24 protein-coding genes are annotated in these 26,984 nt (G+C 61.8%); 15 read left to right on the forward strand and 9 right to left on the reverse strand.

The window, feature by feature from the left end; all coding sequences use genetic code 11:
• Positions 1–16 precede the first annotated feature (16 nt).
• On the reverse strand, positions 17–1,132 hold the full coding sequence (gene hppD / locus C5J26_RS04550) for a 4-hydroxyphenylpyruvate dioxygenase (RefSeq protein WP_105400677.1): 1,116 nt from the start codon (positions 1,130–1,132) through the stop codon (positions 17–19).
• Between the two features lie 124 nt (positions 1,133–1,256).
• On the opposite strand from hppD, the gene C5J26_RS04555 reads away from it, so the two are divergent.
• Entirely contained in the window at positions 1,257–1,736 is a 480-nt protein-coding gene (locus C5J26_RS04555; RefSeq protein WP_046599717.1) for an Lrp/AsnC family transcriptional regulator, read from the forward strand.
• Here the strand turns inward: C5J26_RS04555 and C5J26_RS04560 are convergent.
• Entirely contained in the window at positions 1,715–2,209 is a 495-nt protein-coding gene (locus C5J26_RS04560; RefSeq protein WP_105400678.1) for a MarR family winged helix-turn-helix transcriptional regulator, read from the reverse strand. The two genes, C5J26_RS04555 and C5J26_RS04560, sit on opposite strands and share 22 nt — an antisense overlap.
• A 79-nt stretch (positions 2,210–2,288) precedes the next feature.
• Here C5J26_RS04560 and hmgA point away from each other — a divergent pair, with 79 nt between their 5' ends.
• The 3 genes from hmgA (at position 2,289) to maiA (ending at position 5,406) form a co-directional block, all read left to right on the forward strand.
• Entirely contained in the window at positions 2,289–3,653 is a 1,365-nt protein-coding gene (gene hmgA / locus C5J26_RS04565) for a homogentisate 1,2-dioxygenase (protein ID WP_371681884.1), read from the forward strand.
• Between the two features lie 86 nt (positions 3,654–3,739).
• Positions 3,740–4,759: a fumarylacetoacetate hydrolase family protein gene (locus C5J26_RS04570; protein ID WP_105400679.1), complete on the forward strand. Its 1,020-nt coding sequence runs from the start codon at positions 3,740–3,742 to the stop codon at positions 4,757–4,759.
• Entirely contained in the window at positions 4,756–5,406 is a 651-nt protein-coding gene (gene maiA / locus C5J26_RS04575; protein WP_105400680.1) for a maleylacetoacetate isomerase, read from the forward strand. Before C5J26_RS04570 ends, maiA begins: the two co-directional genes overlap by 4 nt.
• Here maiA and C5J26_RS04580 read toward each other — a convergent pair.
• Positions 5,403–6,041, reverse strand: coding sequence for a TetR family transcriptional regulator (locus C5J26_RS04580; protein WP_105400954.1), 639 nt, complete (start codon positions 6,039–6,041; stop codon positions 5,403–5,405). The genes maiA and C5J26_RS04580 overlap by 4 nt on opposite strands.
• Positions 6,042–6,336: 295 nt before the next feature.
• Here C5J26_RS04580 and C5J26_RS04585 point away from each other — a divergent pair, with 295 nt between their 5' ends.
• The 5 genes from C5J26_RS04585 to C5J26_RS04605 all read left to right on the forward strand — a co-directional run bounded on the left by C5J26_RS04585 (position 6,337) and on the right by C5J26_RS04605 (position 11,518).
• Positions 6,337–6,900: a TRAP transporter small permease gene (locus C5J26_RS04585; protein WP_105400681.1), complete on the forward strand. Its 564-nt coding sequence runs from the start codon at positions 6,337–6,339 to the stop codon at positions 6,898–6,900.
• Between the two features lie 10 nt (positions 6,901–6,910).
• Positions 6,911–8,191 (forward strand): TRAP transporter large permease, encoded by a 1,281-nt coding sequence (locus C5J26_RS04590; RefSeq protein WP_046633353.1) that lies wholly within the window; start codon positions 6,911–6,913, stop codon positions 8,189–8,191.
• A 74-nt stretch (positions 8,192–8,265) separates the two neighbouring features.
• Positions 8,266–9,279 (forward strand): TRAP transporter substrate-binding protein, encoded by a 1,014-nt coding sequence (locus C5J26_RS04595; protein WP_105400682.1) that lies wholly within the window; start codon positions 8,266–8,268, stop codon positions 9,277–9,279.
• Positions 9,280–9,341: 62 nt separating this feature from the next.
• Positions 9,342–10,202 carry a shikimate dehydrogenase gene (locus C5J26_RS04600; RefSeq protein ID WP_105400683.1) on the forward strand — a complete coding sequence of 287 codons (861 nt, stop codon included), beginning with the start codon at positions 9,342–9,344 and terminating at the stop codon, positions 10,200–10,202.
• Positions 10,203–10,369: 167 nt separating this feature from the next.
• Positions 10,370–11,518: a M20 family metallopeptidase gene (locus C5J26_RS04605; RefSeq protein WP_105400684.1), complete on the forward strand. Its 1,149-nt coding sequence runs from the start codon at positions 10,370–10,372 to the stop codon at positions 11,516–11,518.
• A gap of 6 nt (positions 11,519–11,524) precedes the next feature.
• Here C5J26_RS04605 and C5J26_RS04610 read toward each other — a convergent pair whose 3' ends face one another.
• From C5J26_RS04610 to ytfQ, 5 genes are all read right to left on the reverse strand, one after another.
• Positions 11,525–12,268, reverse strand: a complete 744-nt coding sequence (locus tag C5J26_RS04610; RefSeq protein WP_105400685.1) for a FadR/GntR family transcriptional regulator — start codon at positions 12,266–12,268, stop codon at positions 11,525–11,527.
• Entirely contained in the window at positions 12,269–13,255 is a 987-nt protein-coding gene (gene yjfF / locus C5J26_RS04615) for a galactofuranose ABC transporter, permease protein YjfF (RefSeq protein WP_105400686.1), read from the reverse strand.
• Positions 13,252–14,301 carry an ABC transporter permease gene (locus C5J26_RS04620; RefSeq protein WP_105400687.1) on the reverse strand — a complete coding sequence of 350 codons (1,050 nt, stop codon included), beginning with the start codon at positions 14,299–14,301 and terminating at the stop codon, positions 13,252–13,254. Before C5J26_RS04620 ends, yjfF begins: the two co-directional genes overlap by 4 nt.
• A complete protein-coding gene (locus C5J26_RS04625) occupies positions 14,298–15,824 on the reverse strand; it encodes a sugar ABC transporter ATP-binding protein (protein ID WP_105400688.1) in 1,527 nt (508 codons plus the stop codon). Before C5J26_RS04625 ends, C5J26_RS04620 begins: the two co-directional genes overlap by 4 nt.
• A gap of 107 nt (positions 15,825–15,931) precedes the next feature.
• Positions 15,932–16,891, reverse strand: coding sequence for a galactofuranose ABC transporter, galactofuranose-binding protein YtfQ (ytfQ, locus tag C5J26_RS04630; RefSeq protein WP_046667494.1), 960 nt, complete (start codon positions 16,889–16,891; stop codon positions 15,932–15,934).
• Between the two features lie 327 nt (positions 16,892–17,218).
• Here ytfQ and araD1 point away from each other — a divergent pair, with 327 nt between their 5' ends.
• The 6 genes from araD1 to mmsB all read left to right on the forward strand — a co-directional run bounded on the left by araD1 (position 17,219) and on the right by mmsB (position 24,947).
• Positions 17,219–18,211, forward strand: coding sequence for an AraD1 family protein (gene araD1 / locus C5J26_RS04635; protein WP_105400955.1), 993 nt, complete (start codon positions 17,219–17,221; stop codon positions 18,209–18,211).
• A 7-nt stretch (positions 18,212–18,218) separates the two neighbouring features.
• Positions 18,219–19,145, forward strand: a complete 927-nt coding sequence (locus C5J26_RS04640; protein ID WP_105400689.1) for a Gfo/Idh/MocA family protein — start codon at positions 18,219–18,221, stop codon at positions 19,143–19,145.
• 2 nt (positions 19,146–19,147) lie between these two features.
• Positions 19,148–20,992 (forward strand): IlvD/Edd family dehydratase, encoded by a 1,845-nt coding sequence (locus tag C5J26_RS04645; protein ID WP_105400956.1) that lies wholly within the window; start codon positions 19,148–19,150, stop codon positions 20,990–20,992.
• Positions 20,993–21,109: 117 nt separating this feature from the next.
• On the forward strand, positions 21,110–22,141 hold the full coding sequence (chvE, locus tag C5J26_RS04650; protein WP_245282809.1) for a multiple monosaccharide ABC transporter substrate-binding protein: 1,032 nt from the start codon (positions 21,110–21,112) through the stop codon (positions 22,139–22,141).
• Between the two features lie 56 nt (positions 22,142–22,197).
• Positions 22,198–23,757 carry a multiple monosaccharide ABC transporter ATP-binding protein gene (gene mmsA / locus C5J26_RS04655; protein ID WP_046667670.1) on the forward strand — a complete coding sequence of 520 codons (1,560 nt, stop codon included), beginning with the start codon at positions 22,198–22,200 and terminating at the stop codon, positions 23,755–23,757.
• Positions 23,757–24,947: a multiple monosaccharide ABC transporter permease gene (gene mmsB / locus C5J26_RS04660; RefSeq protein ID WP_105400691.1), complete on the forward strand. Its 1,191-nt coding sequence runs from the start codon at positions 23,757–23,759 to the stop codon at positions 24,945–24,947. The genes mmsA and mmsB overlap by 1 nt, the downstream gene beginning before the upstream one ends.
• A gap of 138 nt (positions 24,948–25,085) precedes the next feature.
• On the opposite strand, the gene C5J26_RS04665 is transcribed toward mmsB, so the two are convergent.
• On the reverse strand, positions 25,086–26,984 hold the full coding sequence (locus C5J26_RS04665) for an ABC transporter ATP-binding protein (protein ID WP_105400692.1): 1,899 nt from the start codon (positions 26,982–26,984) through the stop codon (positions 25,086–25,088).

The raw sequence follows: 26,984 nt of genomic DNA on the forward strand, positions 1-26,984 counted from the left end.
CTCCGGAGCCGCTCTTTTATTCGGCGGCTTGCTGCGGCTTCAGGACGCCGCGGCGAATCTGGTCTTCCTCTATGGATTCGAAGAGGGCGCGGAAATTGCCTTCGCCAAACCCTTCGTCGCCCTTGCGCTGGATGAACTCGAAAAAGATCGGGCCGATCACCGTTTTCGAGAAGATCTGCAGCAGGATCTTGGTCGTGCCGCCATCGACCACGCCTTCGCCATCGATGAGGATGCCGTGTTTCTTCATGCGGTCGATCGGTTCGTCGTGATCATGCACGCGGGCGCCGGACTTTTCATAATAGGTGTCCGGCGGGCCGGGCATGAATTTGAGCCCGTTTTCGGCGAGCTTGTCGGTCGCTTCGTAAATGCCGTCTGTTCCGACCGCGATGTGCTGGATGCCTTCGCCCTTGTACTTCTTCAGGAATTCCTCGATCTGGCTGGTCTCGTCCTTCGACTCGTTCAGCGGGATGCGGATCTTGCCGCAGGGCGAGGTGATCGCCCGGCTCACCAGGCCGGTGATGCGGCCGTCGATGTTGAAGAAGTGGATCTGCTTGAAATTGAAGAGTTCGCGGTAGAAGTCCCACCACTTGTCCATGTTGCCGCGATAGACGTTGTGGGTCAGGTGGTCGAGGTAATAGAAACCGACGCCTTCGGGCCTGGGGTTGCGTGTCTCCAGCCACTCGAATTCGGCCTCATAGGCCGACCCCTTCTCGCCGTAGGTCTCGATGAAATAGAGAAGCGAACCGCCGATGCCGACGATGGCCGGCACGTCGAGCGTCTTGTCCTTGCCCTCATAAGGCGTCGCACCCTTGGCGACCGCGTGGTCGAAGGCATGTTTGGCATCGACGACGCGCCATGCCATCGCCGGCGCGCAGGGGCCGTGTTCATCGACGAAGCGCATGGCATGGCTGCCCGGCTCGGCATTGACGATGTAATTGATGTCACCCTGGCGCCAGACGGTGATGTTCTTCGTCCTGTGCTTCGCCACCGGCCTGTAGCCCATGCGGGTGAACAGCTCTTCCAGCTTCTGCGGCTCCGGATGGGCGAATTCGACGAATTCGAAACCGTCGGTGCCTGCCGGGTTGTCAGTGGTGATCTCGGAAACCGGTGCGTCGTGCGGGAAAGGACCCATGGCAAACTCCTCCTGTCATTTGATCATCATGATGATGCAGGAGAGGCGCATTGTGCTTGCAATCTTGGCGAGGTTCTGCTCGATTTGTGCATGAAATGTGCGGATGTGAGGGGTTTCATGCACGATGGACGCGCTGGACGGATATGACCTGAAGATCTTGAGCCATCTGCAGACCGACGGACGGCTGACCAACAACGAATTGTCGGAACTCGTCGCGCTCTCCCCGTCACAATGTTCGCGCCGCCGGGCGCGGCTCGAGGGCGAGGGGTTCATCCAGACCTATCGGGCACATCTCAACCGCCAGAAACTCGGCCTCGACCTCCTGGTGGTGATCGCCGTGACGCTCGCCACCCACAACCGGGACAACGCCAAGCGGTTCGCACGCCTTGTCGAGGACCTGCCGGAAGTGCTGGAGTGCTTCTCGCTGACCGGCGAGATGGACTATCACCTGAAGGTGGTGACGCGCGATCTCGCGGGCCTCTCCCATTTCGTCAACGACATATTGTTGCCGCACGAGAGCGTGCAGCATGTCAAAACATCGATCGTTCTCAGCGTGTTGAAGGATTTTGGTGGGATTCCGATTCAAAAGCCCGCCAAGGCTTGAAGTTCGTCCGGCTCCGGCGGTTTCCCTTTGCCCGAGCGGCGGATGACCTGCTCGATTGCCGCTAGACCGGTCGATAGAGCCTCTATGCCACTCCCACCGAGTTCCGCCTCCAGTTCGGCCTGATAGCGGCGGGCGAGCTCGATCAGCTCCCGATAGGCTTGCTGCCCGCCGGCGGTCAGTTCCAGATGCTCGACCCGGCGGTCCGCATCGTCCTGGCTGCGCTTCAGCCAGCGGCGTTGTTCGAGCGCGAAGACGGCACGGCTGACCTTGGTCTTGTGCATGGAGGAATGCGCACCAACGGCTTTGGAGGTCATGCGGCCCGAACTGCCGAGCGCCGCAAGCGTGCGCCATTCCGGCCGGGTCAGGCCGTATTTCGCCTTGTAATGGGCGGCGAAGCGCAGGCCGACGAATTCGGCGGCGCGGTTGAGCCTGTAGGGGAGGAACTGTTCGAGTTCGAAACTATCGGTCGTCATGACGTTGATCGGGCGTTGATGGTTACAAAATTGATGGTTACGTTTGCAACCATATCGTCATCATGGGAGGAAACAAGCCATGCTGGACAAGATCGATCCGAACGCCACGCAATTTACCGGGGCGAATGCCGAAACGCTTGCCTACATGCCGGGTTTCGGCAACGATTTCGAAACAGAGAGCCTGCCCGGTGCCTTGCCGCAGGGGCAGAACAGCCCGCAGAAATGCAATTACGGGCTTTATGCGGAACAGCTCTCCGGTTCGCCTTTCACCGCGCCGCGCGGCACCAATGAGCGTTCCTGGCTCTATCGCATCCGCCCGAGCGTGCGCCATACCGGCCGGTTCACGAAGATCGACTATCCGCTGTGGAAGACGGCACCTCACATCGCCGAACATTCGCTGGCGCTCGGCCAGCTCCGCTGGAGCCCGGTGCCGGCGCCGACGGAGAAGCTGAACTTCCTCGAAGGCATCCGCACGATGACGACGGCGGGCGATGCGCTCTCCCAGTCAGGCATGGCGGCGCATGTCTATGTCTTCAACACCGACATGGTGGACGACTATTTCTTCAATGCCGACGGCGAAATGATGATCGTGCCGGAGACGGGGTCGATCCGCGTTTTCACCGAGCTCGGCAAGATGGATCTGGAGCCTTCGGAGATCTGCATCATCCCGCGCGGAACCATGTTCAAGGTGACCCGGCTCGGCGAGGAAAAGGTCTGGCGCGGGTATATCTGCGAAAATTACGGCGCCAAATTCACGCTGCCCGATCGCGGGCCGATCGGCGCCAACTGCCTTGCCAATCCGCGCGATTTCAAGACGCCGATGGCGGCCTACGAGGACAAGGAGACGCGCTGCCGCGTGCAGGTGAAGTGGTGCGGTTCCTTCCATCTGACCGAGATCGGCCATTCGCCGCTCGACGTGGTCGCCTGGCACGGCAATTACGCACCGTACAAATACGACCTGCGCACCTTTTCGCCGGTCGGCGCCATTCTCTTCGACCATCCCGATCCGTCGATATTCACGGTTCTCACCGCTCCCTCGGGAGAGGAGGGAACCGCCAATGTCGATTTCGTGATTTTCCCACCGCGCTGGCTGGTGGCCGAGCACACGTTCCGTCCGCCCTGGTATCACCGCAACATCATGAGCGAGTTCATGGGCCTGATCTACGGCCGCTACGATGCCAAGGAGGAGGGCTTCGTGCCGGGCGGCATGAGCCTGCACAACATGATGCTGCCGCACGGACCGGATTTCACCGGCTTCGAGAAGGCCTCGAACGGCGAGCTGAAACCCGTCAAGCTCGACAACACCATGGCCTTCATGTTCGAGACCCGTTTCCCGCAGCAGCTCACCAAATACGCGGCTGAACTGGAGACGCTGCAGGACAATTACGTGGATTGCTGGTCAGGCCTCGAGCGAAAGTTCGACGGTACGCCGGGGATCAAGTGAGGCGGCGCCACATAACGGTTGCCTTCTTGCGCGATCTCCACACATTCTGGGAGCAATACCAACGATAAAACGGGAAACACTCATTCATGAAGCTCGCGACACTGAAGGATTCCACCCGCGACGGCCGCCTGGTCGTCGTCTCGAAAGACCTGACCCAGTGCTCGGAGGTCGGCCATATCGCCCGCACCCTCCAGGCCGCGCTCGACGACTGGGACTATGTCGGTCCACGGCTTGAACGGGTCGCGGAGGGTATAGAGACCGGTTCGCAGCCGACCATCCGTTTCCACGAACATGATGCCGCATCGCCGCTGCCGCGTGCCTACCAGTGGGCGGACGGATCGGCTTACGTCAATCACGTCGAGCTGGTGCGCCGGGCGCGCAATGCCGACATGCCGGAAAGCTTCTGGACCGATCCGCTGATCTACCAGGGCGGGTCCGACAGTTTCCTCGGACCTCGCGATCCGATCCTGCTCGAAAACGAAGCCTGGGGTGCCGATATGGAAGGCGAGGTCGCGGTGATCCTCGGCGACGTGCCCATGGGGGCCTCTGTGGATGAGGCGCGGGAGGCGATCCGTCTCGTGCTTCTCGTCAACGACGTGTCCTTGCGCGGGCTGATCCCATCCGAACTCGCCAAGGGTTTCGGCTTCTTCCAGTCGAAACCATCCTCCGCTTTTTCTCCGGTCGCGGTCACGCCCGACGAGCTGGGTTCGGCCTGGGATGGCGGCAAGCTTTCCCTGCCGCTCAAGGTCGATCTGAACGGCAAGCCTTTCGGCCGGGCCAATGCCGGCGTCGACATGACCTTCGATTTCCCGCAACTGATCGCCCATGCGGCGAAGACGCGGCCGCTGATTGCCGGCACGATCATCGGTTCGGGCACGGTCTCCAACAAGCTCGACGGAGGTCCCGGCAAGCCGGTGGCCGATGGCGGAGCCGGTTATTCCTGCATCGCCGAAATCCGCACCATCGAGACGATCAACTTCGGCGTTCCGAAGACGCCTTTCCTGCATTTCGGGGATACGGTGCGAATCGAGATGAAGGACGACAAGGGGCATTCGATCTTCGGTGCGATCGAACAGACCGTGACGAGATACGAGAAGGCAGGATGAGCGATACGGTCCTCTACGATTACTGGCGGTCCTCGGCGAGCTACCGGCTGAGGATCGCCCTCAACATGGCGGCCGAAACATTCCGCACGGTTCCGGTCGACATCCTCGCCAAGGAGCACAGGGCGCAGGAACATCTCGCCCGTAACCCGCAGGGCCTGGTGCCGGTGCTGGAAATCGACGGCCACAGTTTCACGCAGTCGCTGGCGGTGATCGAATATCTCGACGAGACGCGCGGCGGCGCCTTCCTGCCGGGCGATGTCGTCGGGCGGCAGCGGGTGAGGGCGCTTTCCTACGTCATCGCCATGGAAATCCATCCGGTCTGCAACACGCACGTTGTCGGCCATGTCTTATCGATGACCGGCGGTGGCGACGACGCCCGGCTGGCCTGGATGCAGAAGTTCATCGGCGAAGGGCTTGCAGCCTTCGAGATACTACTCTCTTCCCCTTCGACCGGCACATTCTGTCACGGCGACCGGCCGGGGATGGCGGATATCTGCCTCGTGCCGCAGGTCTACAACGCCCGACGGTGGAGCGTCGATCTTTCGGCCTGCCCGAAACTTGTCGGGATCGCCGACCGCTGCGCCGAACTGAAACCCTTCGCCAACGCCCATCCCGATAAGGCCGGTCCCGACAGGGCGGTTCATTAAGTCTTCAGGTAGCTGATCACCGCGTCGGCGATCATGCCCTTGTGGCGCTCCATGGTCGCCGGTTCCGAAAGGTCACGGCGGAAGATCGTGCCGAACGTATAACGGTTGGAGACGCGGAAGAAGCAGAAGGCACTGATCAGCATGTGAATGTCGATCGGGTCGGCTTGCCGGGCAAATACACCGGCCGCGACGCCGCGATCGAGGATCGCCGCAATGGTCTCGATGACCGAGACGTTCAGGTCGCGGATCGCCTCGGACCGCAGCATATGTGCGGCGTGGTGGATGTTCTCGATGCTGACCAGCCGGACGAATTCCGGATTGGCCTCGTCATGTTCGAAGGTTGTCGAGATCAGCACCCGCAGCGCCTGTTCCGGCGGAAGGTTGGAAAGCTGCAGGTCCTCTTCCAGCGTGCGGATCTTGCGGTAGGCTCGCTCGAGAACGGCGAGATAGAGCCCCTCTTTGCTGCCGAAATAATAATAGATCATCCGCTTCGAGGTGCGGGTCTTCTCCGCGATCGCATCGACGCGGCCGCCGGCAAGGCCATGGGTCGTGAATTCCTCCGTCGCCACATCCAGAATGTCTTCCTGGGTGCGCTGCGGATCGTTTTTCCTGCCGTTTTCGCGTTTCGCCGCCATCCCCGAATCCGCCTTCACCGTTTCGTCCGCCATGCTCACAGAAACAGGCCTTGTGGACAACCGATTGTCCACATCGAATTTTCGTATTTGTTCCAAAGTCATAATGGGCCTGTGTGAGGCTTTCAATAGATGCTGCTTGACATACGCACTAGTTCGTACATTTTATCCGGATTGCCGGTCGATCCCTGAGGAGGCGGTCCCGGCGGAGGTTATCTTGTCAAAGGACCGAGTGGGCAGCCGTATCAGCGGTGGCCCTGGTCGACATCCGGTGACGGAAGCCTTGGGAGGACCGGAAGTGACACGAATAATCGATTTCTATTTCTTCGCGCTGAAGGTCGTCATCGCCCTGCTTCTGGCAGGCATGGTGGTGCTCGTCTTCGGCAATGTCGTGCTGCGTTATGCCTTCAACCAGGGGATCACCGTCTCGGAAGAGCTGTCGCGGGTCTTCTTCATCTGGCTGACGTTTCTCGGTGGCGTCGTTGCGATGCGCGAACACGGCCACCTCGGTGTCGATTCGCTTCTGAAGCGGCTGCCGCCGACAAGTGCCAGGATCGCCGTGCTAATGGGGCAGGGGCTGATGCTCGTCGCCACATGGCTGTTGATCAGCGGAAGCTGGACGCAGACGCTGATCAACCTGCCCGCCACCATGCCGGCAACCGGCATTTCGATGGGCTGGTTCTACGGGGCCGGCCTTGCCTTCGGGGTTCCGACCTTCCTCATCATCCTCTGGGACGCCTTCCAGGTGGCCACCGGCCGCATCGATATCGCGACTGCCCAACTGGTGCGCGACAGCGAGGAGGAAGTGGCGCTCGACCATCATCCGGAAGCCGCGGTTGCCGCCGCCGTCACCAAGGCCTGAGGAGAGACTGATGACGCTCACCATTTTTCTCGGCGCCCTTCTCGGCCCCATGGCACTCGGCGTGCCGATCGCGTTTGCGCTCATCCTCAGCGGCGTGGCGCTGATGATGTACATGGACATCTTCGACGCCCAGATCGTCGCACAGAACGTGCTGAACGGCGCCGACAGCTTTCCGCTGATGGCCGTTCCCTTCTTCCTGCTTGCCGGCGAGGTGATGAATACCGGCGGCCTGTCGAAGCGCATCGTCAATCTCGCCATGGCGCTGGTCGGCCACGTGCGCGGCGGTCTCGGTTTCGTGGCGATCTTCGCCGCCTGCGTGTTGTCGAGCCTTTCGGGTTCGGCGGTGGCGGACGCCGCCGCGCTCGGCGCGCTTCTTTATCCGATGATGATCAAATCGGGCCATGATCCGGCGCGGACCGGCGGACTGCTGGCATCGGCTTCGGTCATCGGGCCGATTATCCCGCCTTCGATCGGCTTCATCCTCTATGGTGTCATCGGCGGCGTCTCGATCACCAAGCTCTTCCTCGCGGGCATCGTTCCCGGCCTGCTGATCGCGCTGGCACTCTGCATCACCTGGCTGATCGTCGCCCGCAAGGAGCAGTTCGAACTGCCTCCGAGACAGAGCCGCGAGGTGCGCGTCAAGGCGCTCGTCGACAGCATCTGGGCGCTGATGCTGCCGGTCATCATCATCGTCGGGCTGAAGTTCGGCGTGTTCACGCCGACCGAAGCCGGCGTCGTCGCCGCTGTCTATTCGCTGTTCGTCTCGATGGTCGTTTATCGCGAGCTTGCGCCGTCCGAACTCTTCAACGTCTTCGTGGCGGCAGCGAAGATCACCGCGGTCGTGATGTTCCTGGTCGCCTGTGCCGCGGTTTCGGCCTGGCTGATCACTGTTGCCGACGTACCCGGCGATCTCGTCGCGCTGCTGGAGCCGCTGATGGACAACCAGACGCTGCTGCTGCTCGCGATCATGGTGCTGATCGTCCTGGTCGGTACCGCGATGGACATGACGCCGACCATTCTGGTGATGACGCCGGTGCTGATGCCGATCATCAAGCAGGCGGGTATCGATCCGGTCTATTTCGGCGTGCTGTTTATCATCAACAACTCGATCGGCCTGATCACCCCGCCGGTGGGCACGGTACTCAACGTCATCTGCGGGGTCTCCAAGCTGTCGATGGAAGACCTGATGAAGGGTGTGATGCCCTTCCTGATCGCCGAACTGATCGTTCTCTTCCTTCTCGTCCTCTTCCCGCAATTGGTGACCGTGCCGGTCGCCTGGTTCGGGCGCTGAGGCCGGGAAGCTTCTGCCAACCTAGTGCATATCAACCGGCCGTGGGGGACCCCGGCCACCAGTGGGAGGAAAGCATGTTCAACAAGATGATGAAACTGGCGCTCGGGATCGCCTTGCCGGTGATGCTGTTTGCCGGCACGGCATCCGCCGAAGTCCGCGCGCATACGCTGAAGTTCGCGGCCGCCAACAACAAGGGCCATCCGCAGGTCACGGGCATGGAAAAATTCGCCGAGATCGTCAAGGCGAAGAGCGGCGGCAAGATCGACGTCAAGCTGTTTCCGGGCGGCGTGCTCGGCGGCGACGTGCAGACCGTCTCCGCGCTGCAGGGCGGCGTGGTCGAGATGCTGGTGCTGAATGCCGGCATCCTGTCGAGCAACGTCAAGGCGTTCGGCGCCGTCGACCTGCCGTTCCTGTTCAACAGCGGGGAAGAAGCCGACAAGGTCATGGACGGCGCCTTCGGCAAGAGCCTTTCCGAAAAGCTGCCGGCGACCGGCCTCGTCGGTCTCGCCTATTGGGAACTCGGCTTCCGCAACCTGACCAACAACCGCCGCGCGGTCACCAAGCTCGAAGACATCAAGGGCCTGAAGATCCGCACGCTGCAGTCGCCGATCCCGATCGAGCTGTTCAACAGCCTCGGCGCCAATGCCGTGCCGCTCCCTTATACGGAACTCTACACCGCGCTTGAAACCGGAACGGTCGATGGTCAGGAAAACCCGTTCGCGAACATCATCAACGCCAAGTTCTACGAAGTGCAGAAGTACCTGACGGTCACCCGTCACCAGTACAATCCGCAGATCGTGCTGGTCAGCAAGAAGTTCTGGGACGGCCTCAACGAAGAGGAGAAGGGCATTCTCCAGTCGGCCGCGACCGAGGCCCGCGACTTCCAGCGCAAGGTTTCCCGCGAAGCGGACGCCAAGGCGCTCGACGAGATCAAGAAGACCGGCATGCAGGTCACCGAACTCAACTCCGCTGAAACCCAGAAGATCCGCGATGCCGTGAAGCCGCTGATCGACAAGTTCAGCGCCGATGTGGGTGCCGATACCGTTTCGCTGCTCTTCAAGGAACTGGACGCCGTCCGCAAGAAGTAACTTCCGCGCCGGCCCGTCTTCCCGGCGGGCCGGCTCTTCCACCGAAACGAGGCGCGATACCCATGGCCGAGACATTGCTGAAACCCTTGAAGGCCGGGCTGATCGGCGCCGGCATCCAGGCCTCGCTGACGCCGGCCATGCATATGAAGGAAGGCGCAGCTCAAGGCTTTCGCTACGAGTATGAGCTGATCGATCTCAATCTGCTCGGCCTGACGCCGAGCAGCCTGCCGGAGCTTCTGGACGACGCGGAAGCACGCGGGCTGATTGGCCTCAACATCACGCACCCCTGCAAGCAACTGGTCATTCCCTATCTCGACGACCTCTCCGACGAGGCGAGGGGGCTCGGCGCCGTCAACACGGTGGTGTTGAAGGACGGCAAGCGTTTTGGCCACAATACCGATTGGTGGGGTTTCGCTGAAAGTTTCCGGCGCGGTCTGCCGGGCGCCGATCTGAGTGCGGCGGTTCAGATCGGTGCCGGTGGCGCAGGCGTTGCGACAGCCTACGCGATCCTGTCCCTCGGTCTGAAGGCACTCACGGTGTTCGATCGCGAGACTGATCGGGCCGAGCAGCTCGCCCAAACGATGTCGGCACTTTTCCCGGACGCCTCGATCCAAGCATCATCGGACATCGTTTCGGCGATGCAGGACGTCTCGGGCATCATCCATGCAACGCCGACCGGCATGGCGAAATACCCGGGCCTGCCGCTGCCGCCGGAACTTCTCCAGCCGCATCACTGGGTCGCGGAGATCGTCTATTTCCCGCTCGAAACCGAGCTGCTAAGCGTTGCCAGCCAGCGCGGCTGCCAGGTGCTGAACGGCGGCGGCATGGCCGTCTTCCAGGCAGTCGGCGCCTTTCAGCTGTTCACCGGCCGGGAGCCGGATGCCGCCCGCATGCTCCAGCATTTCGAAGCACTGACAGGCTGACGGAAAACCTTCCGGCCCTGCTCGTCACATAGTGCCCATCTGCGGCGCCTGCGATTTTTGCCGGCTATCTCGGCAGTGGGTCTGGCGATCCTGGTTTGGCCGACTATAGTGGCCGGGCCGCACTTCTGCGGCATCATCCCCGCCGAAGAACGCCCAGGGTTATTGCCATGACGCTTGCCATTTCCGCCAAAGACATCGACGACAAGGCTCTTATCGACGAGTTGAAGCAGTGGGTCGAGATCGAGACGCCGACGCCGAATGCCGCGGCTGTCAATGTATTGGCGGATCGGGTCGAGGCGATCGGCAAGGCAGCCGGTCTGGAGACGGAGCGGGTGCCGGGCACGCTCGGTTTCGGTGATATCCTGGCGGTCCGCTCGCCGCGCCCGGCCGGCAGCAACGAAAAGACCGTTTTGATACTGGCGCATCTCGACACCGTGCATGCAGTCGGCGTGATCGACAACCAGCTGCCGCTGCGTCAGGAGCGAGACCTACTCTATGGCCCCGGCGTCTACGACATGAAGTCTGGCGCGCTGATGGCGCTCGAGGCGATGAAGCTCGCAGTCAGGCACGGCAGCAGGATGCCGATCGACCTGATTTTCGTGCCCGACGAGGAGATGGGAAGCCTTTCGTCGCGCGCCTTCATGGAAGAGGCGGCGAAGAATGCAGGTTATGCGCTGGTGGTGGAACCTGCCCGCGACGGCGGCAAGATCGTCGTCGCCCGCAAAGGGGTCGCCATGTACGATGTCACCGTGCGGGGGCATGCCGCTCACGCCGGTACGAGGCCGCAGGATGGTCGCAGTGCCATTCGCGGCGCCGCGCGGCTGGTTCTGGAGCTTGAGGCGCTCAACGACAGCGAACGCGGCGTTACCGTTACGGTCGGCACGATCCAGGGTGGGACGGGCCGCAACACCGTGCCGGCGGAATGCCGCCTGCAGGTTGACGTTCGTGTTCCCGACGATGTGATCGCCAGGGAGATCACCGGCAAGATCGAGGCGATGAAGACTGTCGATCCGGATATCACCTTCGAAATCGACGGCCAGATGAACCGTCCGCCGTTCGCGCAGACCGAAGAAGGCAGGCGTCTTTTCGATGTTGCCGCAGAGATCGCCGGCGGTCTTGGCATCGCGCTGGAAGGAATGACGACGGGCGGCGGCTCGGACGGCAATTTCACGGCAGCGCTCGGCGTGCCGACGCTCGACGGGCTCGGCGCAGACGGTGCCGGCGCCCATACGTTCAACGAACATATCTTCGTCAGCAGTGTTGCGCCGCGCACCGCCCTGCTCGCCAACCTGATGATCTCGCTCGACGCGAGATAACCTGTCTCAGGCCGGCAGGGTCACTTCGAACGAGTTGGCGATGCGGACCTTGCCGACCTCGATGACGTGCCGCATGGCGGAGATCGCCCTGTCAGGATCACGCGAGGCGACCGCATGGGCGATCCTCAGGTGGTTGGTGGCGACCTCGTCGATCTTTTCCGGCGAAGCAGCCGGCGAGGAGAGCTGGAAGGAAATGGCAAGCGCGGCCTCGATGAGTGCGCTCGCCGAGCGCATGAACGGATTGCCCGACATGCGGGCGATGGCGAGGTGGAATTCGAGGTCCACCTTGGCGATGGTTTCCGGGGTATGGGAGAGATCGTCGAATTTCGCGGCGATCGCGTAGAGCGCAACGATGTCGTCGCTGGAGGCGCGCAGCGCTGCTGCTGCTGCCGCTGCCGGTTCCAGCGCCATGCGCATTTCGGCGAGATGCTCGATGAATTCGAAATCCAGCCCGGATTCGAAACGCCAGCCGAGCACGTCCGAGTCGAAGAAGTTCCAGCTGGCCTTGTCGAGCACGCGCGTGCCGACCTTGGCCTTGGCTTCGACCAGCCTTTTGGCGGCGAGCGTCTTCATGGATTCTCGCAACACCGTGCGGGACACGCCGAAACGGGCCGAAAGCTCGGTGTCGCCGGGCAGCAGGGAGCCTTCCGGGATCTTGCCGGAAACGATCCCCCGGCCGAGCTCCGCCACCACATGCGCGTGGTTGCTGCGGCGCTTTCGCCCACTGATCGTCGTTTCCAGAAGTCCCACTCAGATCTCCTTCAGCCGGCTCTCGGCCAGTCGCCGGTTTGAATACCAGATGATTCCGCGCTGCAATACAATGAACACGAAGAGCAGGATGCCAATGACGATTTTCGTCCACCACGACGACAGCGTGCCGTCGAAGACGATGTAAGTCTGGATCAAGCCCTGGATCAAAATACCGATGAACGTTCCCGCGACCAGGCCGACGCCGCCAGTCAGAAGCGTGCCGCCGATGACGACGGCCGCGATTGCGTCGAGTTCGACGCCGACCGTCGCCAGCGAATAACCGGACGAGGTATAGAGCGTGTAGGCAATGCCGGCGAGGCCCGAGAGGAAGCCGGACAGCGCATAGATGCCGACCGTCGTGGAGCCGACGGGGACACCCATCAGCTCGGCCGACTGCTCGCTGCCGCCGATCGCATAGACATTGGCGCCAAAGCGGGTGCGAGCCGCGACGAAGGCGCCGACGACGAACACCAGCAGCATCAGCATGGCAAGCATGGTCAGACGGCCGCCGCCCGGGAAGCGGAAGTAGAAGCCTTGGATCGTGTCGATCATCTCGTGGCTGATCGGCACGGATTCCGTCGAGATCAGGTAGGCAGCACCGCGGGCCAAAAACATGCCGGCGAGCGTCACCACGAAGGGCGGAATGCCGAGATAACGGATCATCGCTCCCATCAGGCTGCCGAAAAGGGTCGAGATGACCAGGACGGCCGCAAAGGCGATCAGCGGGTGAACGCCGAGGGAGCCGACCAGGACGGCGACGAAAACGCTGGTAAAGGCGATCACCGAGCCTATCGACAGATCGATGCCGCCCGATAGGATGACGAAAGTCATGCCGACCGCGGCGATGCCGAGAAACGCGTTGTCTGTCAGAAGGTTGCCGATGACGCGCATCGACAGCATGTTCGGAAACTGCAGCACGCAGAGGGCATAGGCGATGACGAAGATGCCGAGCGTGGTGACGAAGGGCAGGTTGCGGGTATGGATCATCGAACCGTTCCTTCCGCCTTGTGGGATGTCTCGCGGGATGCGGTCTCGCCCTTGCGCCGCGAGGCCTTGACGAAGCCGAACAGCGCCATGATCGCCGGCGACTGCAGGGTCAGGACGACGATGATGATACCGGCCTTGATGATCAGGTTGAATTCCGGTGGGAAACCCGAGACCAGAATGCCGGTGTTGATCGACTGGATGATCAGCGCGCCGATCAGCGATGCGGTGATGGAAAACCGTCCGCCATTCAGCGAGGTGCCGCCGATGACCACGGCGAGGATCGCGTCGAGCTCAAGCCAGAGACCGGCATTGTTTGCATCGGCGCCGCGGATATCGGCGGTGACGATCAGGCCGGCGATGGCGGCGCAGATGCCGGAGATCGCATAGACGAAGAACAGCAGGAAGCGAGCGCGCACACCGGCAAGGGTCGCGGCGCGGCGGTTGATGCCGGTCGCCTCGATCAGGAAGCCGAGTGCGGAGCGGCGCACCAGCAGGCCGATGATCAGTGCCGCGCAGATCCAGATGAGGATCGGGATCGGAATGCCGCCGAGCGAACCGGAGCCGAGCGCCGCGAAGCTGTCATTGTTGAAGGTGAGGATGACGCCTTCGGTGATCAGCTGGGCGATGCCGCGGCCGGCCACCATCAGGATCAGGGTGGCGATGATCGGCTGGATATCGAGGAGGGCGACCAAAATGCCGTTCCACAGGCCGCAGAGGAGGCCGACGCCGAGCGAGATCAGGATCACGACCGGCAGCGGATAATCGTGTGCGATCAGCGTCGCGGCGACTGCACCGCAGATGGCGATCACCGCGCCGATCGACAGGTCGATGCCGCGGGTGGCAATGACCAGCGTCATGCCGATCGTCAACAGCGCAACGGGGGCGGCACGCACCAGGATGTCGATCAAACTGCCGTAGAGACGGCCGTTCTGGAACGAAACGTTGAGGAAGCCCGGCGCAACCGCCGTGATCAGAGCGAGGATGACCGCAAGCGCGATGATCTGAGGTGCCAGTCGTTTCAGCCGGCGGGTGAGGCGGTCCATCATGCTGCCTCCGTGTGGCCCGGCGCTGCGATCGCCTGCATGATGTTGTCGGCAGTCACCCGATCGCCCTTGAGCTCGGCGATATGCTTGCGGTCGGAAAGCACGATGACACGGTGGGCGATGGCGGTCAGTTCCTCCAGTTCCGAGGAGATAACGACCAGCGACATGCCATCGGCGCAGAGTTTTTCGATCATTTTCAGGATTTCCGCATGCGCGCCGATATCGATGCCGCGAGTCGGTTCGTCGAGGATCAGCAGACGGGGTCCGGTCGCCAGCCAGCGGGCGAGGATCGCCTTCTGCTGGTTGCCGCCGGAGAGGAATTTCATCTGCCTGTTGGCATCGGCCGGCCGGATATCCAGCGATTTGATGAAGCTTTCGGCAAGGGCTGCCTTTTCCCGCGAGGAGATCGGTTTTGCCCAGCCCTGGCGGGCCTGCACCGCAAGCGCGATATTATCCGCGACGGAAAAATCGCCGATAATTCCGTCCGTCTTGCGTTCTTCCGGGCAGAAGCCGAAGCCGTTGGCAATCGCCGCTTCCGGAGAGGAGAGGGCGACCTGCTGGTTGTCGACGGTCGCCGTGCCGCTGTCGGCACGGTCGATGCCGAAAAGCAGGAAGGCGGTCTCGGTGCGGCCGGAGCCGAGCAGGCCGGCGACGCCGACCACTTCGCCGGGCCGGATGTCCAGATCGAAAGGTGCGACGCTGCCGCGCTTGCCGTAGCCCGAGAAGCGGATCGGCGCTTCGGCGGTCGAGGCGATGGTTTCTTCCTGCGCCTGATGCTCGCGGGTGATGTGCTGCAGCTCGCGGCCGAGCATCATCGAGATCAGCTCCAGCCGCGGCAGTTCGGCCAGCTTGCGGGTACCGACGAGCCGGCCGTTGCGCAAAACCGTGACACGGTCGGCGACCGCATAAACCTGGTTGAGGAAATGGGTGATTATGATGATGCCGAGGCCTTCCTCGCGCAGCCGGCGCAGGACGACAAACAACATCTCTACCTCGTGAGCGTCGAGGCTCGCGGTCGGCTCGTCGAGCACCAGGACCTTGCCGGACAGATCGACGGCGCGGGCGATGGCGACAAGCTGGCGGACGGCAACGGAATAGGACGAGAGCAGGGCGTCGACGTCGATATCGAGGCCGTAGCGTTCCAGAAGCGCCTTCGAGCGGCGGCGCATTTCGCGGCGGTCGATCAGACCGAAACGGCGCGGCTGGCGGCCGAGGAAGAGGTTTTCAGCGACCGTCAGGTTTTCGAGGAGATTGACCTCCTGATAGACGGTGCCGATGCCGAGGCCTTGCGCCTCCGCGACGCTGGCCGGCGTCACTTCCGCACCGTCGAGGCGCATGGTGCCGTGATCGCGGCTATAGACCCCGGTCAGGATCTTGATCAGAGTCGATTTACCGGCGCCGTTTTCGCCGAGCAGCGCATGGATTTCGCCGCGCTCGAGCGTGAAGTCGACGGCGTCGAGCGCTGTGATGCCGAGGAAGGCCTTGCCGATGCCCCGGGCTTCCAAAAGTGAGTTTGTATCCGACATGCCTAAAGTCCCGCGTCTATCGAAGAACCGGAGCGGCGAGGTGCACCGCTCCGGTTGCTGAGTTGCCCGGCTCTAAGGGGTATGAGGTGGAGCCGGGCGGCGGGAGGTCAGTAACCGAGGCCCTTCTTGGCTTCGTAGACCTTCATCGGGTCATCCTTGGCGGTGTAGAGCTTCGATTCCGTCTGGATCCACTTCGGCGGAGCCTTCTTGTCCTTGAGATAGGCATTGAGGGCTTCGAAGGCGGGGCCGGCCATGTTCGGCGTCAGCTCGACCGTCGCATTGGCTTCGCCCTTGGCCATCGCCTGGAAGATATCCGGCACGGCGTCGATCGAGACGACCTTGATGTCGGTACCGGGCTTCAAGCCAGCTTCCTTGATCGCCTGGATGGCGCCAACGGCCATGTCGTCGTTATGGGCATAGACCGCGCAGATATCCTTGCCGCCGCCTTCAGCCTTGATGAAGCTTTCCATGACTTCCTTGCCCTTGGTGCGGGTGAAGTCGCCGGTCTGCGAGCGGGCAATCTTGATGTTGGAATGGCCCGCGAGCGCCTGTTCGAAACCCTTCTTGCGGTTAATGGCCGGCGAAGAACCGGTGGTGCCCTGAAGTTCCACGACCTTGCAGGTCTTGGAGCCGATTTCCTTGACCAGCCAGTCGCCGGCTACCTTGCCTTCAAACACCTGGTCGGACGTAACGGCCGTCAGGTAGAGGTCCTTCGGTGCGTCGATGTCGCGGTCGAGCAGGATGACCGGGATTTTCTCTTCCTTGGCTTCCTTGAGAACCGCATCCCAGCCGGTGGCGACCACCGGTGCGATGAAGATCGCGTCGACCTTTTGGGCGATGAAGCCACGGATCGCCTTGATCTGGTTTTCCTGCTTCTGCTGCGCATCGGCAAACTTCAGGGTAACGCCGCGTTTTTCGGCTTCCTGCTTGGTGACCGTGGTTTCAGCAGCACGCCAGCCGGATTCGGATCCGATCTGCGAGAAACCGACTGTAAGGGACGCGGCGGAAACGCCGGATGCCAACGATAGGGTAAGAGCGGCTACAGCTGCCGCGAGAGCTCTTTTCATCCTAAATCCTCCCAGAGATGATAAGCGAACTGACGGCCCAAGGATTGGCATATAATATTACTTTTTCAAGCGCTATTTTTGAAAAAATTTCAAGAAAGGCGGCATCCTGCCACTTTCGAGGGCAACAATCGATTGAATCCCTGGGATAAATGGCATTCTTAAAAAGATCTGGATTGCCGGAAGCGGTTTTCCTCCTCCTTGACAAGCCCGATGCCAATCCAATAGTCGTATTAATGACTACATCGGGCCTGATGGTTCTGATGGGAGGAGTGGCATGGCGGCAGGAGACGTCATGTTTGTATTGGAAGCATTTGGGTGATGAAATCGATGTTGCGGGTTCTTCAGGTCTTGGATGGCGCTGGTGCGTCTATTGTTGTCGCGTGGGATGGCGAAGGTGCTGCCCGGGCGGTGAACGGCGTTTCGTCAACCTATGATCTTGCCTGCCAAGCGATTGCCGCCGGCCAGACATTGGCTCAGCGGATCGAAGCGGCTGGTCTCGGCGATGTCGTCGATCTTGAAAAGGCCACGGGCGAGGGGCGCCTTGGCCTGCCGATCACCCATCCGGACCCGGCACATTTCATCGTCGCCGGCACCGGTTTGACGCATCTCGGCTCGGCCGATGGTCGCGACAAGATGCACAAGGCGGCACAGGCGGCGGAAAAGCCGACCGATTCGATGCGCATGTTCCTGATGGGCGTCGAAGGCGGCAAGCCGAGACCCGGCGAGGCCGGCGTGCAGCCGGAATGGTTCTACAAGGGCAACGGCTCGCAGCTTCGCGCCACCGGCAGCGATCTGGTATCGCCGGCCTTCGCGCTCGATGGCGGCGAGGAGCCGGAACTGGCGGGCATCTATCTCATCGGTCCGGACGGCACGCCCTTCCGGCTGGGTTTCTGTCTCGCCAACGAATTTTCCGACCACGTGACGGAGAAGGGCAACTATCTCTGGCTCGCCCATTCCAAGCTGCGCCAGGCGGCCCTCGGCGCTGAACTTCTGGTCGGCGACCTGCCGGATCACGTGGAAGGCACATCACGTGTGCGGCGCGGCGACGAGGTGATCTTCGAAAAGCCGTTCCTCTCGGGCGAGGCGAACATGTCGCACACGATCGCCAACCTCGAACATCATAATTTCAAATACGATATCTTCCGTCAGCCCGGCGATCTGCATGTGCATTTCTTCGGCACGGCGACGCTGTCGTTCTCGGAAGGGATCAAGACGGAGCCCGGCGACGTTTTCGAGATTTCCGCCGCCCCCTTCAAGCTGCCGCTCGTCAACCGGCTGACCGTCGCGGCGGATGCGCCCGTGACGATCAAGAAGCTCTGAGGCGGCCATGGCTCCCATCCGCGTCGCCATTGTCGGGCTTGGAAAGATCGCAAGGGATCAGCATCTCGGCGCGATCGAAGCGACCGACGGCATCGAGCTCGTCGCTGTCGCCAGCCGTCACGCCAAGCTCGACCACATCGCCTGTTTCCATGAGGTCGGCGATCTGCTCGCTTCGGACGTCAAATTCGACGCTGTTTCTCTCTGTACGCCGCCCGTCGGGCGTTTCGAGCAGGCAAAGGCGGTACTCGATGCCGGCAAGCATGTGATGCTCGAAAAGCCGCCGGGTGCGACGCTTTCGGAAGTCTACGCGCTGGAGAAGCTCGCCAGGGAAAAAGGCGTCTCGCTGTTTTCAACCTGGCATTCGCGCGCCGCCGCAGCTGTCGAGCCGGCGCGGGCGCTGCTTGCCAAACGCAGGATCCGCAGCGTTGCGGTGGAGTGGAAGGAAGATGTCCGCCACTGGCATCCCGGTCAGGCCTGGATCTGGGAGCCGGGTGGCCTCGGCGTCTTTGATCCCGGCATCAACGCGCTCTCGATCGTCACGCGCATCCTGCCGGAAAGTTTTCACCTCACCCGTTCCGAACTGACCTTCCCGGCCAACCGGGCGGCCCCGATCGCGGCAAGCCTCTCTTTCGAGACCGATGGCGGAGTTCCGGTCTCGGCCGAGTTCGACTGGCGCCAGACCGGGCCGCAGACCTGGGATATCCGCGTCGAGACCGATGAGGGTCCAATCGTTCTGACCCATGGCGGCAGCCGCCTTTTCGTCGATGGCAAAAGCGCGATCGTCGAGGAAGACAAGGAATACCGCAATCTCTATCGTGATTTCGTGACGCTGGTGGCAGAAAGCCGCAGCGACACCGATTTCTCGCCGCTGGTGCATGTCGCCGATGCCTTTATGCTGGGCCGGCGCATTCAAACAGACGTATTTGAGGACTGATGATGACCAATTCCGAAAACGTAACCTCGAACGAGATCGCCGAAACCGACCAGCGCCGACAGGAGGTCCGCAAGCTCCGCTCTCGCGCCTGGTTCGACAACCCGTCGAATGTCGACATGACGGCGCTCTACCTCGAGCGCTACATGAATTTCGGTCTCAGCCAGGCCGAGCTGCAGTCCGACCGGCCGATCATCGGCATTGCCCAGACGGGTTCCGATCTTTCGCCGTGCAATCGGCATCATCTGGAACTGGCACATCGCCTGCGCGAGGGTATCCGCGAGGCAGGCGGGATCGCCATCGAGTTCCCGGTCCATCCCATCCAGGAAACGGGCAAGCGCCCGACCGCCGGCCTTGACCGCAACCTTGCCTATCTCGGCCTCGTGGAAGTGCTCTATGGCTATCCGCTCGATGGCGTCGTGCTGACGATCGGCTGCGACAAGACCACGCCGGCCTGTCTGATGGCGGCGGCCACCGTCAACATTCCGGCGATCGCGCTGTCGGTCGGTCCGATGCTGAACGGCTGGTTCCGTGGCGAGCGCACCGGCTCCGGCACCATCGTCTGGAAGGCTCGCGAGCTGCTGGCCAAGGGCGAGATCGACTATGCTGGCTTCGTGAAGCTCGTCGCCTCCTCGGCGCCGTCCACCGGTTATTGCAACACGATGGGCACGGCGACGACGATGAACTCGCTTGCCGAAGCGCTCGGCATGCAGCTTCCGGGCTCTGCCGCGATCCCGGCGCCCTATCGCGACCGGCAGGAGGTTTCCTATCTGACCGGCCTTCGCATCGTCGAGATGGTCAAGGAAGACCTGAAGCCTTCCGAGATCCTGACCAAGGAAGCCTTCATCAACGCCATCCGCGTCAATTCGGCGATCGGCGGTTCGACCAACGCGCCGATCCATCTTAACGCGCTTGCCCGTCATATCGGCGTGGAACTCACCGTCGACGACTGGCAGACCTACGGCGAGGAAGTGCCGCTGCTCGTCAACCTGCAGCCGGCCGGCGAATATCTCGGCGAGGACTATTATCATGCAGGCGGCGTACCGGCCGTCGTCAACCAGTTGATGACCCAGGGCCTCATCCATGAGGACGCCATGACGGTCAACGGCAAGACGATCGGCGAGAACTGCCGTGGTGCCATCATCGAAGACGAGAAGGTCATCCGCCGCTATGACGAGCCTTTGAAGGCCCATGCGGGCTTCCGGGTGTTGCGCGGCAACCTGTTCTCCTCGGCGATCATGAAGACCAGCGTCATCTCGCCGGAATTCCGTCAGCGTTATCTCTCCAACCCGAACGATCCGGAGGCCTTCGAAGGCAGGGCGGTCGTGTTCGACGGGCCAGAGGATTATCATCACCGGATCGATGATCCGTCGCTCAAAATCGATGCGCATACGGTCCTGTTCATGCGCGGCGCCGGCCCGATCGGGTATCCGGGCGCTGCCGAAGTCGTCAACATGCGTGCGCCGGACTATCTCCTGAAGCAGGGTATTTCGTCGCTCGCCTGCATCGGCGACGGCCGCCAGTCGGGAACGTCGGGCAGCCCCTCGATCCTCAATGCCTCGCCGGAAGCTGCTGCCGGTGGTGGTCTCGCCATCCTGCGGACCGGCGATCGCGTGCGCATCGATGTTGGTCGCGGCACCGCGGACATCCTGATTTCCGACGAGGAGATGGCGGAGCGTCGCAAGGCACTCGAAGCGGCGGGGGGCTACCAGTACCCGAAGCATCAGACGCCCTGGCAGGAAATCCAGCGCAACTATGTCGGACAGCTCGAAACCGGCGCAGTGCTGGAGCCGGCCGTCAAATACCAGCGGATTGCCCAGACCAACGGCATTCCGCGCGACAATCACTGACCGTTTTGGTCCCCAGGGTGGCGGGGACCGCCCTTAGACAAGATTGGCGGCTCGAAGGGAGCCGCTCCAAAGGAGGAGTAATCCATGCGAATGTTCAAATATCTCGCGACCGCGGCCATGTTGGCCGGTCTGGTCGTCGCGGCTCCGGCCAGCGCACAGGAAAAGGGTCTCGTCGGCGTCGCCATGCCGACCAAGTCTTCCGCCCGCTGGATCGCGGACGGCGACAACATGGTCAAGGTTCTGAAAGAACGCGGTTACAAGACCGACCTTCAGTACGCTGAAGACGATATCCCGAACCAGCTCGCGCAGATCGAAAACATGATCACCAAGGGCGCCAAGGTTCTCGTCATCGCCTCGATCGATGGCACGACGCTTTCCGACGTGCTGCAGCAGGCCGCCGACCAGAAGATCAAGGTCATCGCCTATGACCGCCTGATCCGCGATACCCCGAACGTCAGCTACTACGCCACCTTCGACAATTTCCAGGTCGGCGTTCAGCAGGCTACTTCGCTGGTGAAGGGCCTCAAGGCCGACACCGAAAAGGGCCCGTTCAACATCGAACTCTTCGGCGGTTCGCCGGACGACAACAACGCCTTCTTCTTCTACAACGGCGCAATGAGCGTGCTTCAGCCGCTGATCGACAAGGGCGTGCTGAAGGTGGGCAGCGGCCAGGTCGGCATGGACAAGGTCGCGACGCTGCGCTGGGACCCGGCAACCGCCCAGTCCCGCATGGACGCAATCCTCTCGTCGACCTATTCCGGCAAAAAGCTGGACGGCGTTCTGTCTCCCTATGACGGCATCTCGATCGGTATCCTGTCGTCGCTGAAGGGCGTCGGTTACGGTTCGGGCGGTCAGGCGATGCCGATCGTTACCGGCCAGGATGCTGAAGTTCCGTCCGTCAAGTCGATCATTGCCGGCGAGCAGTCTTCGACGATCTTCAAGGACACGCGCGATCTTGCCAAGGTCACCGTCGACATGGTCGATGCTGCGATGAGCGGCAAGGAGCCTGTTGTCAACGACACCAAGACCTATGACAACGGCAAGAAGGTCGTTCCGTCATACCTCCTGAAGCCGGTCGTGGTTGACAAGACCAACTGGAAGCAGGTTCTGGTGGATGGCGGTTACTACAAAGAATCGCAGCTTAAGTAAGCCTTTTAATCCGCGCGGTGGTATTCTGCCGCGCGGACCTTTTTTTCGGAGTGATCATGCTCGATCCCGTTCAGCTTGCCGAAAAGCCACCCATCCTCGAGATGCGGGCGATTTCGAAGAGCTTTGGCGCCGTAAAGGCGCTTTCCGATGTCAGCTTCGCCGTTCAGGAGGGTGAGATCCATGCCCTCGTCGGCGAAAACGGCGCTGGCAAATCAACCCTCATGAAAGTGCTTTCCGGCGTTTATCCGCACGGTTCCTACGAGGGCTCCATCTTTTTCGGGGGTGAGGAGCGGCATTTCCGCGACATCAACGATTCCGAAAAGCTCGGCATCATCATCATCCATCAGGAGTTGGCACTCATTCCGTTGATGTCGATCGCGGAAAACATCTTCCTGACCAATCCCCCGGCGAGCCGCGGGGTGATCGACCGAAGCGAACGGCACAAGCGCACCCAGGCATTGCTCGCAAAGGTGGGGCTTACAGAACAGCCGGATACGCTGATCACCAATATCGGCGTCGGCAAGCAGCAGCTGGTCGAAATCGCCAAAGCGCTGTCCAAGGACGTGCGGCTGCTGATCCTCGACGAGCCGACCGCGTCGCTCAACGAGACCGACAGTGCCGCACTTTTGGAACTGCTCAAGGAATTCCGCCGCAACGGCATTACCTCGATCATGATCTCGCACAAGCTCAACGAGATTTCCGAGGTCGCCGACCGTATCACGGTGCTGCGCGACGGCCGCACCGTCGGCACGCTGGACTGCCATGCCGGTCCAGTCGACGAAGACGAGATCGTGCGACGCATGGTCGACCGCGACCTGGAAAGCCGCTATCCGAAGCGCGAACCAAAGATCGGCGACGTTATCTTCGAAGTCGAGAACTGGTCCGCCTATCATCCGATGCACTCGGACCGGCAGGTGGTGAAGAACGTCTCGCTGAAGGTGCGGTCAGGCGAGGTCGTGGGCATTTCCGGCCTGATGGGCGCCGGGCGCACCGAATTCGCCATGAGCCTGTTTGGCCGGTCCTGGGGGCGCCACGTCACCGGCACCGCCAAGCTGCACGGCAAGGAACTCGACCTTTCCGACGTCCACAAGGCGATCAAGGCCGGCCTTGCCTATGTGACCGAGGACCGCAAGCAGCTCGGGCTGGTTCTCTCGGAGGATATCCGCAAGAACGTCTCGCTCGCCCATCTCGGCGGCGTTTCTTCCCGCGGCGTCATCGACGACATCGCAGAGATGAAAGTGGCGCAGGAATTCCGTGGCCGGATGCGCATCCGCAGCCACAACGTCTATCAGGAGACCGGCAAGCTATCCGGCGGCAACCAGCAGAAGGTGGTATTGTCGAAATGGCTGTTCACCGGTCCCGACGTGCTCATTCTCGATGAGCCGACGCGCGGTATCGATGTCGGCGCGAAATATGAAATCTACACAATCATCAACGAACTCGCCGATGCGGGCAAGGCGGTGATCGTCATCTCGTCGGAAATGCCTGAGCTGATCGGCATCTGCGACCGTATCGTGGTGATGCACGAAGGTGCGTTTGTCGGCGAAGTGGCCGGCGAGGAAGCCACGCAGGAAAATATCATGCGCGCCATCATGCGGCGCAAAGGGAGAGAATAATGAGTACTCCGCAGGAAACGATATCGGCGCCTCAGAGCGTGGGCGGTTTTCTGAAGGACAATCTGCGCGATTTCGGCATGCTGATCTCGCTGGTCGTGATCGTCATCTTCTTCCAGATCGCCACGGACGGCGTGCTCCTGAGGCCGCTCAACGTCACCAACATCGTGTTGCAGAACTCCTATATCGTCATCATGGCACTTGGCATGCTGATGGTGATCGTCACCGGCCATATCGACCTGTCGGTCGGTTCGGTCGCGGGCTTCATCGGCGGTTTTGCCGGGTTGCTGATGGTTCAGTGGGGCCTGAATTTCGCCGTCGTCATCGTCATCAGCCTTGCTGTCGGTGGCTTGATCGGGGCGACCCAGGGCTATTTCGTCGCCTATTTCAAGATACCGTCCTTCATCGTCACACTGGCAGGCATGCTGGTCTTCCGCGGACTGATGATCGCCATCCTCGGGAGCCAGGCAATCGGTCCTTTCCCGCCGATTTTCCAGAAGCTTTCGTCCGGTTACGTCGTCGAGCTGATCTCGTCGACCGGCGGCCTCTACATCACCTCGTTCCTGCTCGGGTTGGTGCTTGCGGTCATCCTCATCGTGCAGAATTTCGCAAGCCGTAAGCGGCGCGTTTCGCATGGCGTCGAGACGGAGCCGTTCGGCTTCTTCGTGGCCAAGAACCTGCTGATCCTGGCGGGCGTCGGTTACATCGCCTTCCTGATCTCGTCGCATCGCGGCATGCCGAACGTGCTGATCATCATGGCGGTGCTGATCGCCGCCTATAGCTTCCTCACCACCCGCACGGTGATCGGCAGGCAGATCTATGCGGTCGGCGGCAACGCCCGCGCAGCCGAGCTTTCCGGCATCAAGACGACGCGGCTGGTGTTCCTCACCTTCGTGAACATGGGCGTGCTTGCGGCTCTCGGCGGCCTCGTCGTCGCCGCACGACTGAACAGCGCTACGCCGAAGGCCGGTACCGGCTTCGAACTGGACGTCATCGCGGCCTGCTTCATTGGCGGCGCATCCGCCTATGGCGGCGTCGGCAAGGTGACGGGTGCGGTCATCGGCGCCTTCCTGATGGGCGTGATGAACAACGGCATGTCGATCCTCGGTATCGGTATCGACTACCAACAGGTGATCAAGGGCCTGGTTCTGCTCGGCGCCGTCTGCGTCGACGTCTACAACCAGCGCCGCTGAGGCGCCGCTTTCCTTCAGGGATTGCTAGAACAAAACTCGAAAGCCCGGATGCGTCAGACGCCTCCGGGCTTTTTTTGCGTTTGACCTGTCAACCGCGACGGCTTTCAGGGGCGATGAGTGGAGCGATCCAGACCGGCTTCAGGTCGCCTGCTCGGTCACGGCCTCTTCGATGACATCCTCTGGGATATCGTCGAAGGACGAGTAGTTGAGGTTGTAGAGCTTCGAATAGAGCTTCTTGTTCTTCATCAGCTCGCGGTGATTGCCGCTCTCGATCAGCTCGCCGTTCTGCAGCACGATGATACGGTCCGCCTCGCGGATGGTTGCAAGGCGATGGGCGATGACGAGGCCGGTGCGGCCTTCGAGCAGCTTTACGAGCGCCTTCTGGATCAGCATTTCCGTATAGCTGTCGATATTGGCGGTCGCCTCGTCGAGCACCAGGATTTTCGCGTCCGCCACAAGCGCGCGGGCAAAACTCAGAAGCTGGCGCTGGCCGAGCGAGAGATTGCCGCCGCGCTGGCCAAGGATGCTCTCGTAACCCTCCGGCATGCGCATGATGAAGTCGTGGGCGCCGACTGCCTTGGCCGCCTCTATCACCTGTTCGCTGGTCGCGTCCGTCTTGTGGTAGCGGATGTTCTCGAACACCGTTCCGGTGAACAGGAACGGCTCCTGCAGCACCATGGCGATCTGCCGGCCGAGCGATTCCTGCGTCAGGTCGCGCACGTCGTGACCGCCGACCAGAACCTGGCCCTGCTGCACGTCGTAGAAACGGTGGATCAGCGACATGCAGCTGGACTTGCCCGAACCCGTCGGGCCGACCAGCGCGACCGTCTCGCCCGGGTTCACCTTGAAGCTTACATGTTTCAGGACGGGGTGCTTGGGATTGTAGCCGAAGACCACGTCCTTGAACTCGACCGAGCCGTCCATGCTCGATGTGAGGACCTTGGCGTTCGGCGCATCCCGGACGTCGACCGGCACGTCCAGCACTTCGGTCAGGCGCTGGCCGGATGCCATGGCGCGCTGCATCACCGAATATTGCAGCGTCAGCGAGCGGATCGGGTCGAAAAAGCGCTGGATGTAGAACAGGAAGGCGACCATGACGCCGACATCGAGCGCCTGGTTGAGCACGCGGGCGCCGCCGACCACGACGACCAGCGCCATCGCAAGGCCAGTCAGCGAGTCGACGATCGGCACCATCACCTGGGCGTATTTCGCTGCGTTCAGATGCGTGTTGAGGTTGGCGCGGGCCTTGTCGTCATAGAGCATGAAGTTGACGCTCTGGCGGTCCATGCTCTGGACGGCGCGCACGCCATGGATGGCTTCGGCAAGCGCGCCGTTGGCGATCGAGTTGGTTTCGTGCGCGGCCATGAACGATTTTCGCGCCCGTGGCAGCCAGAACAGGCGCACGACGAAGAGGACGGGCAGGGCGCAGAGCGTCAGCAGGCCGAGCTTGAAATCGAGCGTCAGCATCACGAAGACGATGCCGAACAAAAGGGTGATATCGCCGACCGAGAGAACCGAGGTTTCGAGGAATTCCTGCATGGAGTTGACGTCGCCCTGCAGGCGCGACATCAGGCGGCCGACCTCCGTCTTGTCCATCCAGGAGAGCGAGACGCGCTGTAGATGCGTGAACATCGCCCTGCGGATATCGAAGAGCACGTCTTCGGCCACACCGCCGACCAGCGTTTCCTGGGCATAGCTGGCCCCGAAATTGATGAGGATCGCCACGAGAAAGGCAACGATCGACCAGATCAATATCGACTGGCTGTCGCTGCCCGCCTGCATGCCGTGGTCGATCGCGTAACGGATGATCAACGGGATCAGGAGCTGCATGGCCGTGAAGGTCAGCACTGCAAGCACGGCCCAATAGATCTTGGTGCGGTAGGGCCGCACGAAACTCCAGATGCGCCTGACGATATTGCTGTCGAAGACCTTGCCGAAGATTTCCTCTTCGATGCGGTGCGAGCCGACCACCGCGCGGGGCGGGCGCCTGCCGTCGTCACGAACGTCGGAGCGTTCGGTTTCCAGTTCCTCGGCCAT

The organism is Neorhizobium sp. T7_12 (assembly GCF_002968535.1).
GTDB classification, from domain to species: Bacteria; Pseudomonadota; Alphaproteobacteria; order Rhizobiales; family Rhizobiaceae; genus Neorhizobium; species Neorhizobium tomejilense.

Coding starts and splice junctions, on each gene's coding strand:
- C5J26_RS04640 (WP_105400689.1), top strand. CDS start 18,219: ATGGCTCCCATCCGCGTCGCCATTGTCGGGCTTGGAAAGATCGCAAGG.
- yjfF (WP_105400686.1), bottom strand. CDS start 13,255: ATGATCCATACCCGCAACCTGCCCTTCGTCACCACGCTCGGCATCTTC.
- ytfQ (WP_046667494.1), bottom strand. CDS start 16,891: ATGAAAAGAGCTCTCGCGGCAGCTGTAGCCGCTCTTACCCTATCGTTG.
- C5J26_RS04595 (WP_105400682.1), top strand. CDS start 8,266: ATGTTCAACAAGATGATGAAACTGGCGCTCGGGATCGCCTTGCCGGTG.
- C5J26_RS04560 (WP_105400678.1), bottom strand. CDS start 2,209: ATGACGACCGATAGTTTCGAACTCGAACAGTTCCTCCCCTACAGGCTC.
- C5J26_RS04645 (WP_105400956.1), top strand. CDS start 19,148: ATGACCAATTCCGAAAACGTAACCTCGAACGAGATCGCCGAAACCGAC.
- C5J26_RS04625 (WP_105400688.1), bottom strand. CDS start 15,824: ATGTCGGATACAAACTCACTTTTGGAAGCCCGGGGCATCGGCAAGGCC.
- araD1 (WP_105400955.1), top strand. CDS start 17,219: ATGTTGCGGGTTCTTCAGGTCTTGGATGGCGCTGGTGCGTCTATTGTT.
- chvE (WP_245282809.1), top strand. CDS start 21,110: ATGTTGGCCGGTCTGGTCGTCGCGGCTCCGGCCAGCGCACAGGAAAAG.
- C5J26_RS04605 (WP_105400684.1), top strand. CDS start 10,370: ATGACGCTTGCCATTTCCGCCAAAGACATCGACGACAAGGCTCTTATC.
- mmsA (WP_046667670.1), top strand. CDS start 22,198: ATGCTCGATCCCGTTCAGCTTGCCGAAAAGCCACCCATCCTCGAGATG.
- mmsB (WP_105400691.1), top strand. CDS start 23,757: ATGAGTACTCCGCAGGAAACGATATCGGCGCCTCAGAGCGTGGGCGGT.
- C5J26_RS04580 (WP_105400954.1), bottom strand. CDS start 6,041: ATGGCGGCGAAACGCGAAAACGGCAGGAAAAACGATCCGCAGCGCACC.
- C5J26_RS04665 (WP_105400692.1), bottom strand. CDS start 26,984: ATGGCCGAGGAACTGGAAACCGAACGCTCCGACGTTCGTGACGACGGC.
- hppD (WP_105400677.1), bottom strand. CDS start 1,132: ATGGGTCCTTTCCCGCACGACGCACCGGTTTCCGAGATCACCACTGAC.
- C5J26_RS04555 (WP_046599717.1), top strand. CDS start 1,257: ATGGACGCGCTGGACGGATATGACCTGAAGATCTTGAGCCATCTGCAG.
- C5J26_RS04570 (WP_105400679.1), top strand. CDS start 3,740: ATGAAGCTCGCGACACTGAAGGATTCCACCCGCGACGGCCGCCTGGTC.
- C5J26_RS04620 (WP_105400687.1), bottom strand. CDS start 14,301: ATGATGGACCGCCTCACCCGCCGGCTGAAACGACTGGCACCTCAGATC.
- hmgA (WP_371681884.1), top strand. CDS start 2,289: ATGCTGGACAAGATCGATCCGAACGCCACGCAATTTACCGGGGCGAAT.
- C5J26_RS04600 (WP_105400683.1), top strand. CDS start 9,342: ATGGCCGAGACATTGCTGAAACCCTTGAAGGCCGGGCTGATCGGCGCC.
- maiA (WP_105400680.1), top strand. CDS start 4,756: ATGAGCGATACGGTCCTCTACGATTACTGGCGGTCCTCGGCGAGCTAC.
- C5J26_RS04590 (WP_046633353.1), top strand. CDS start 6,911: ATGACGCTCACCATTTTTCTCGGCGCCCTTCTCGGCCCCATGGCACTC.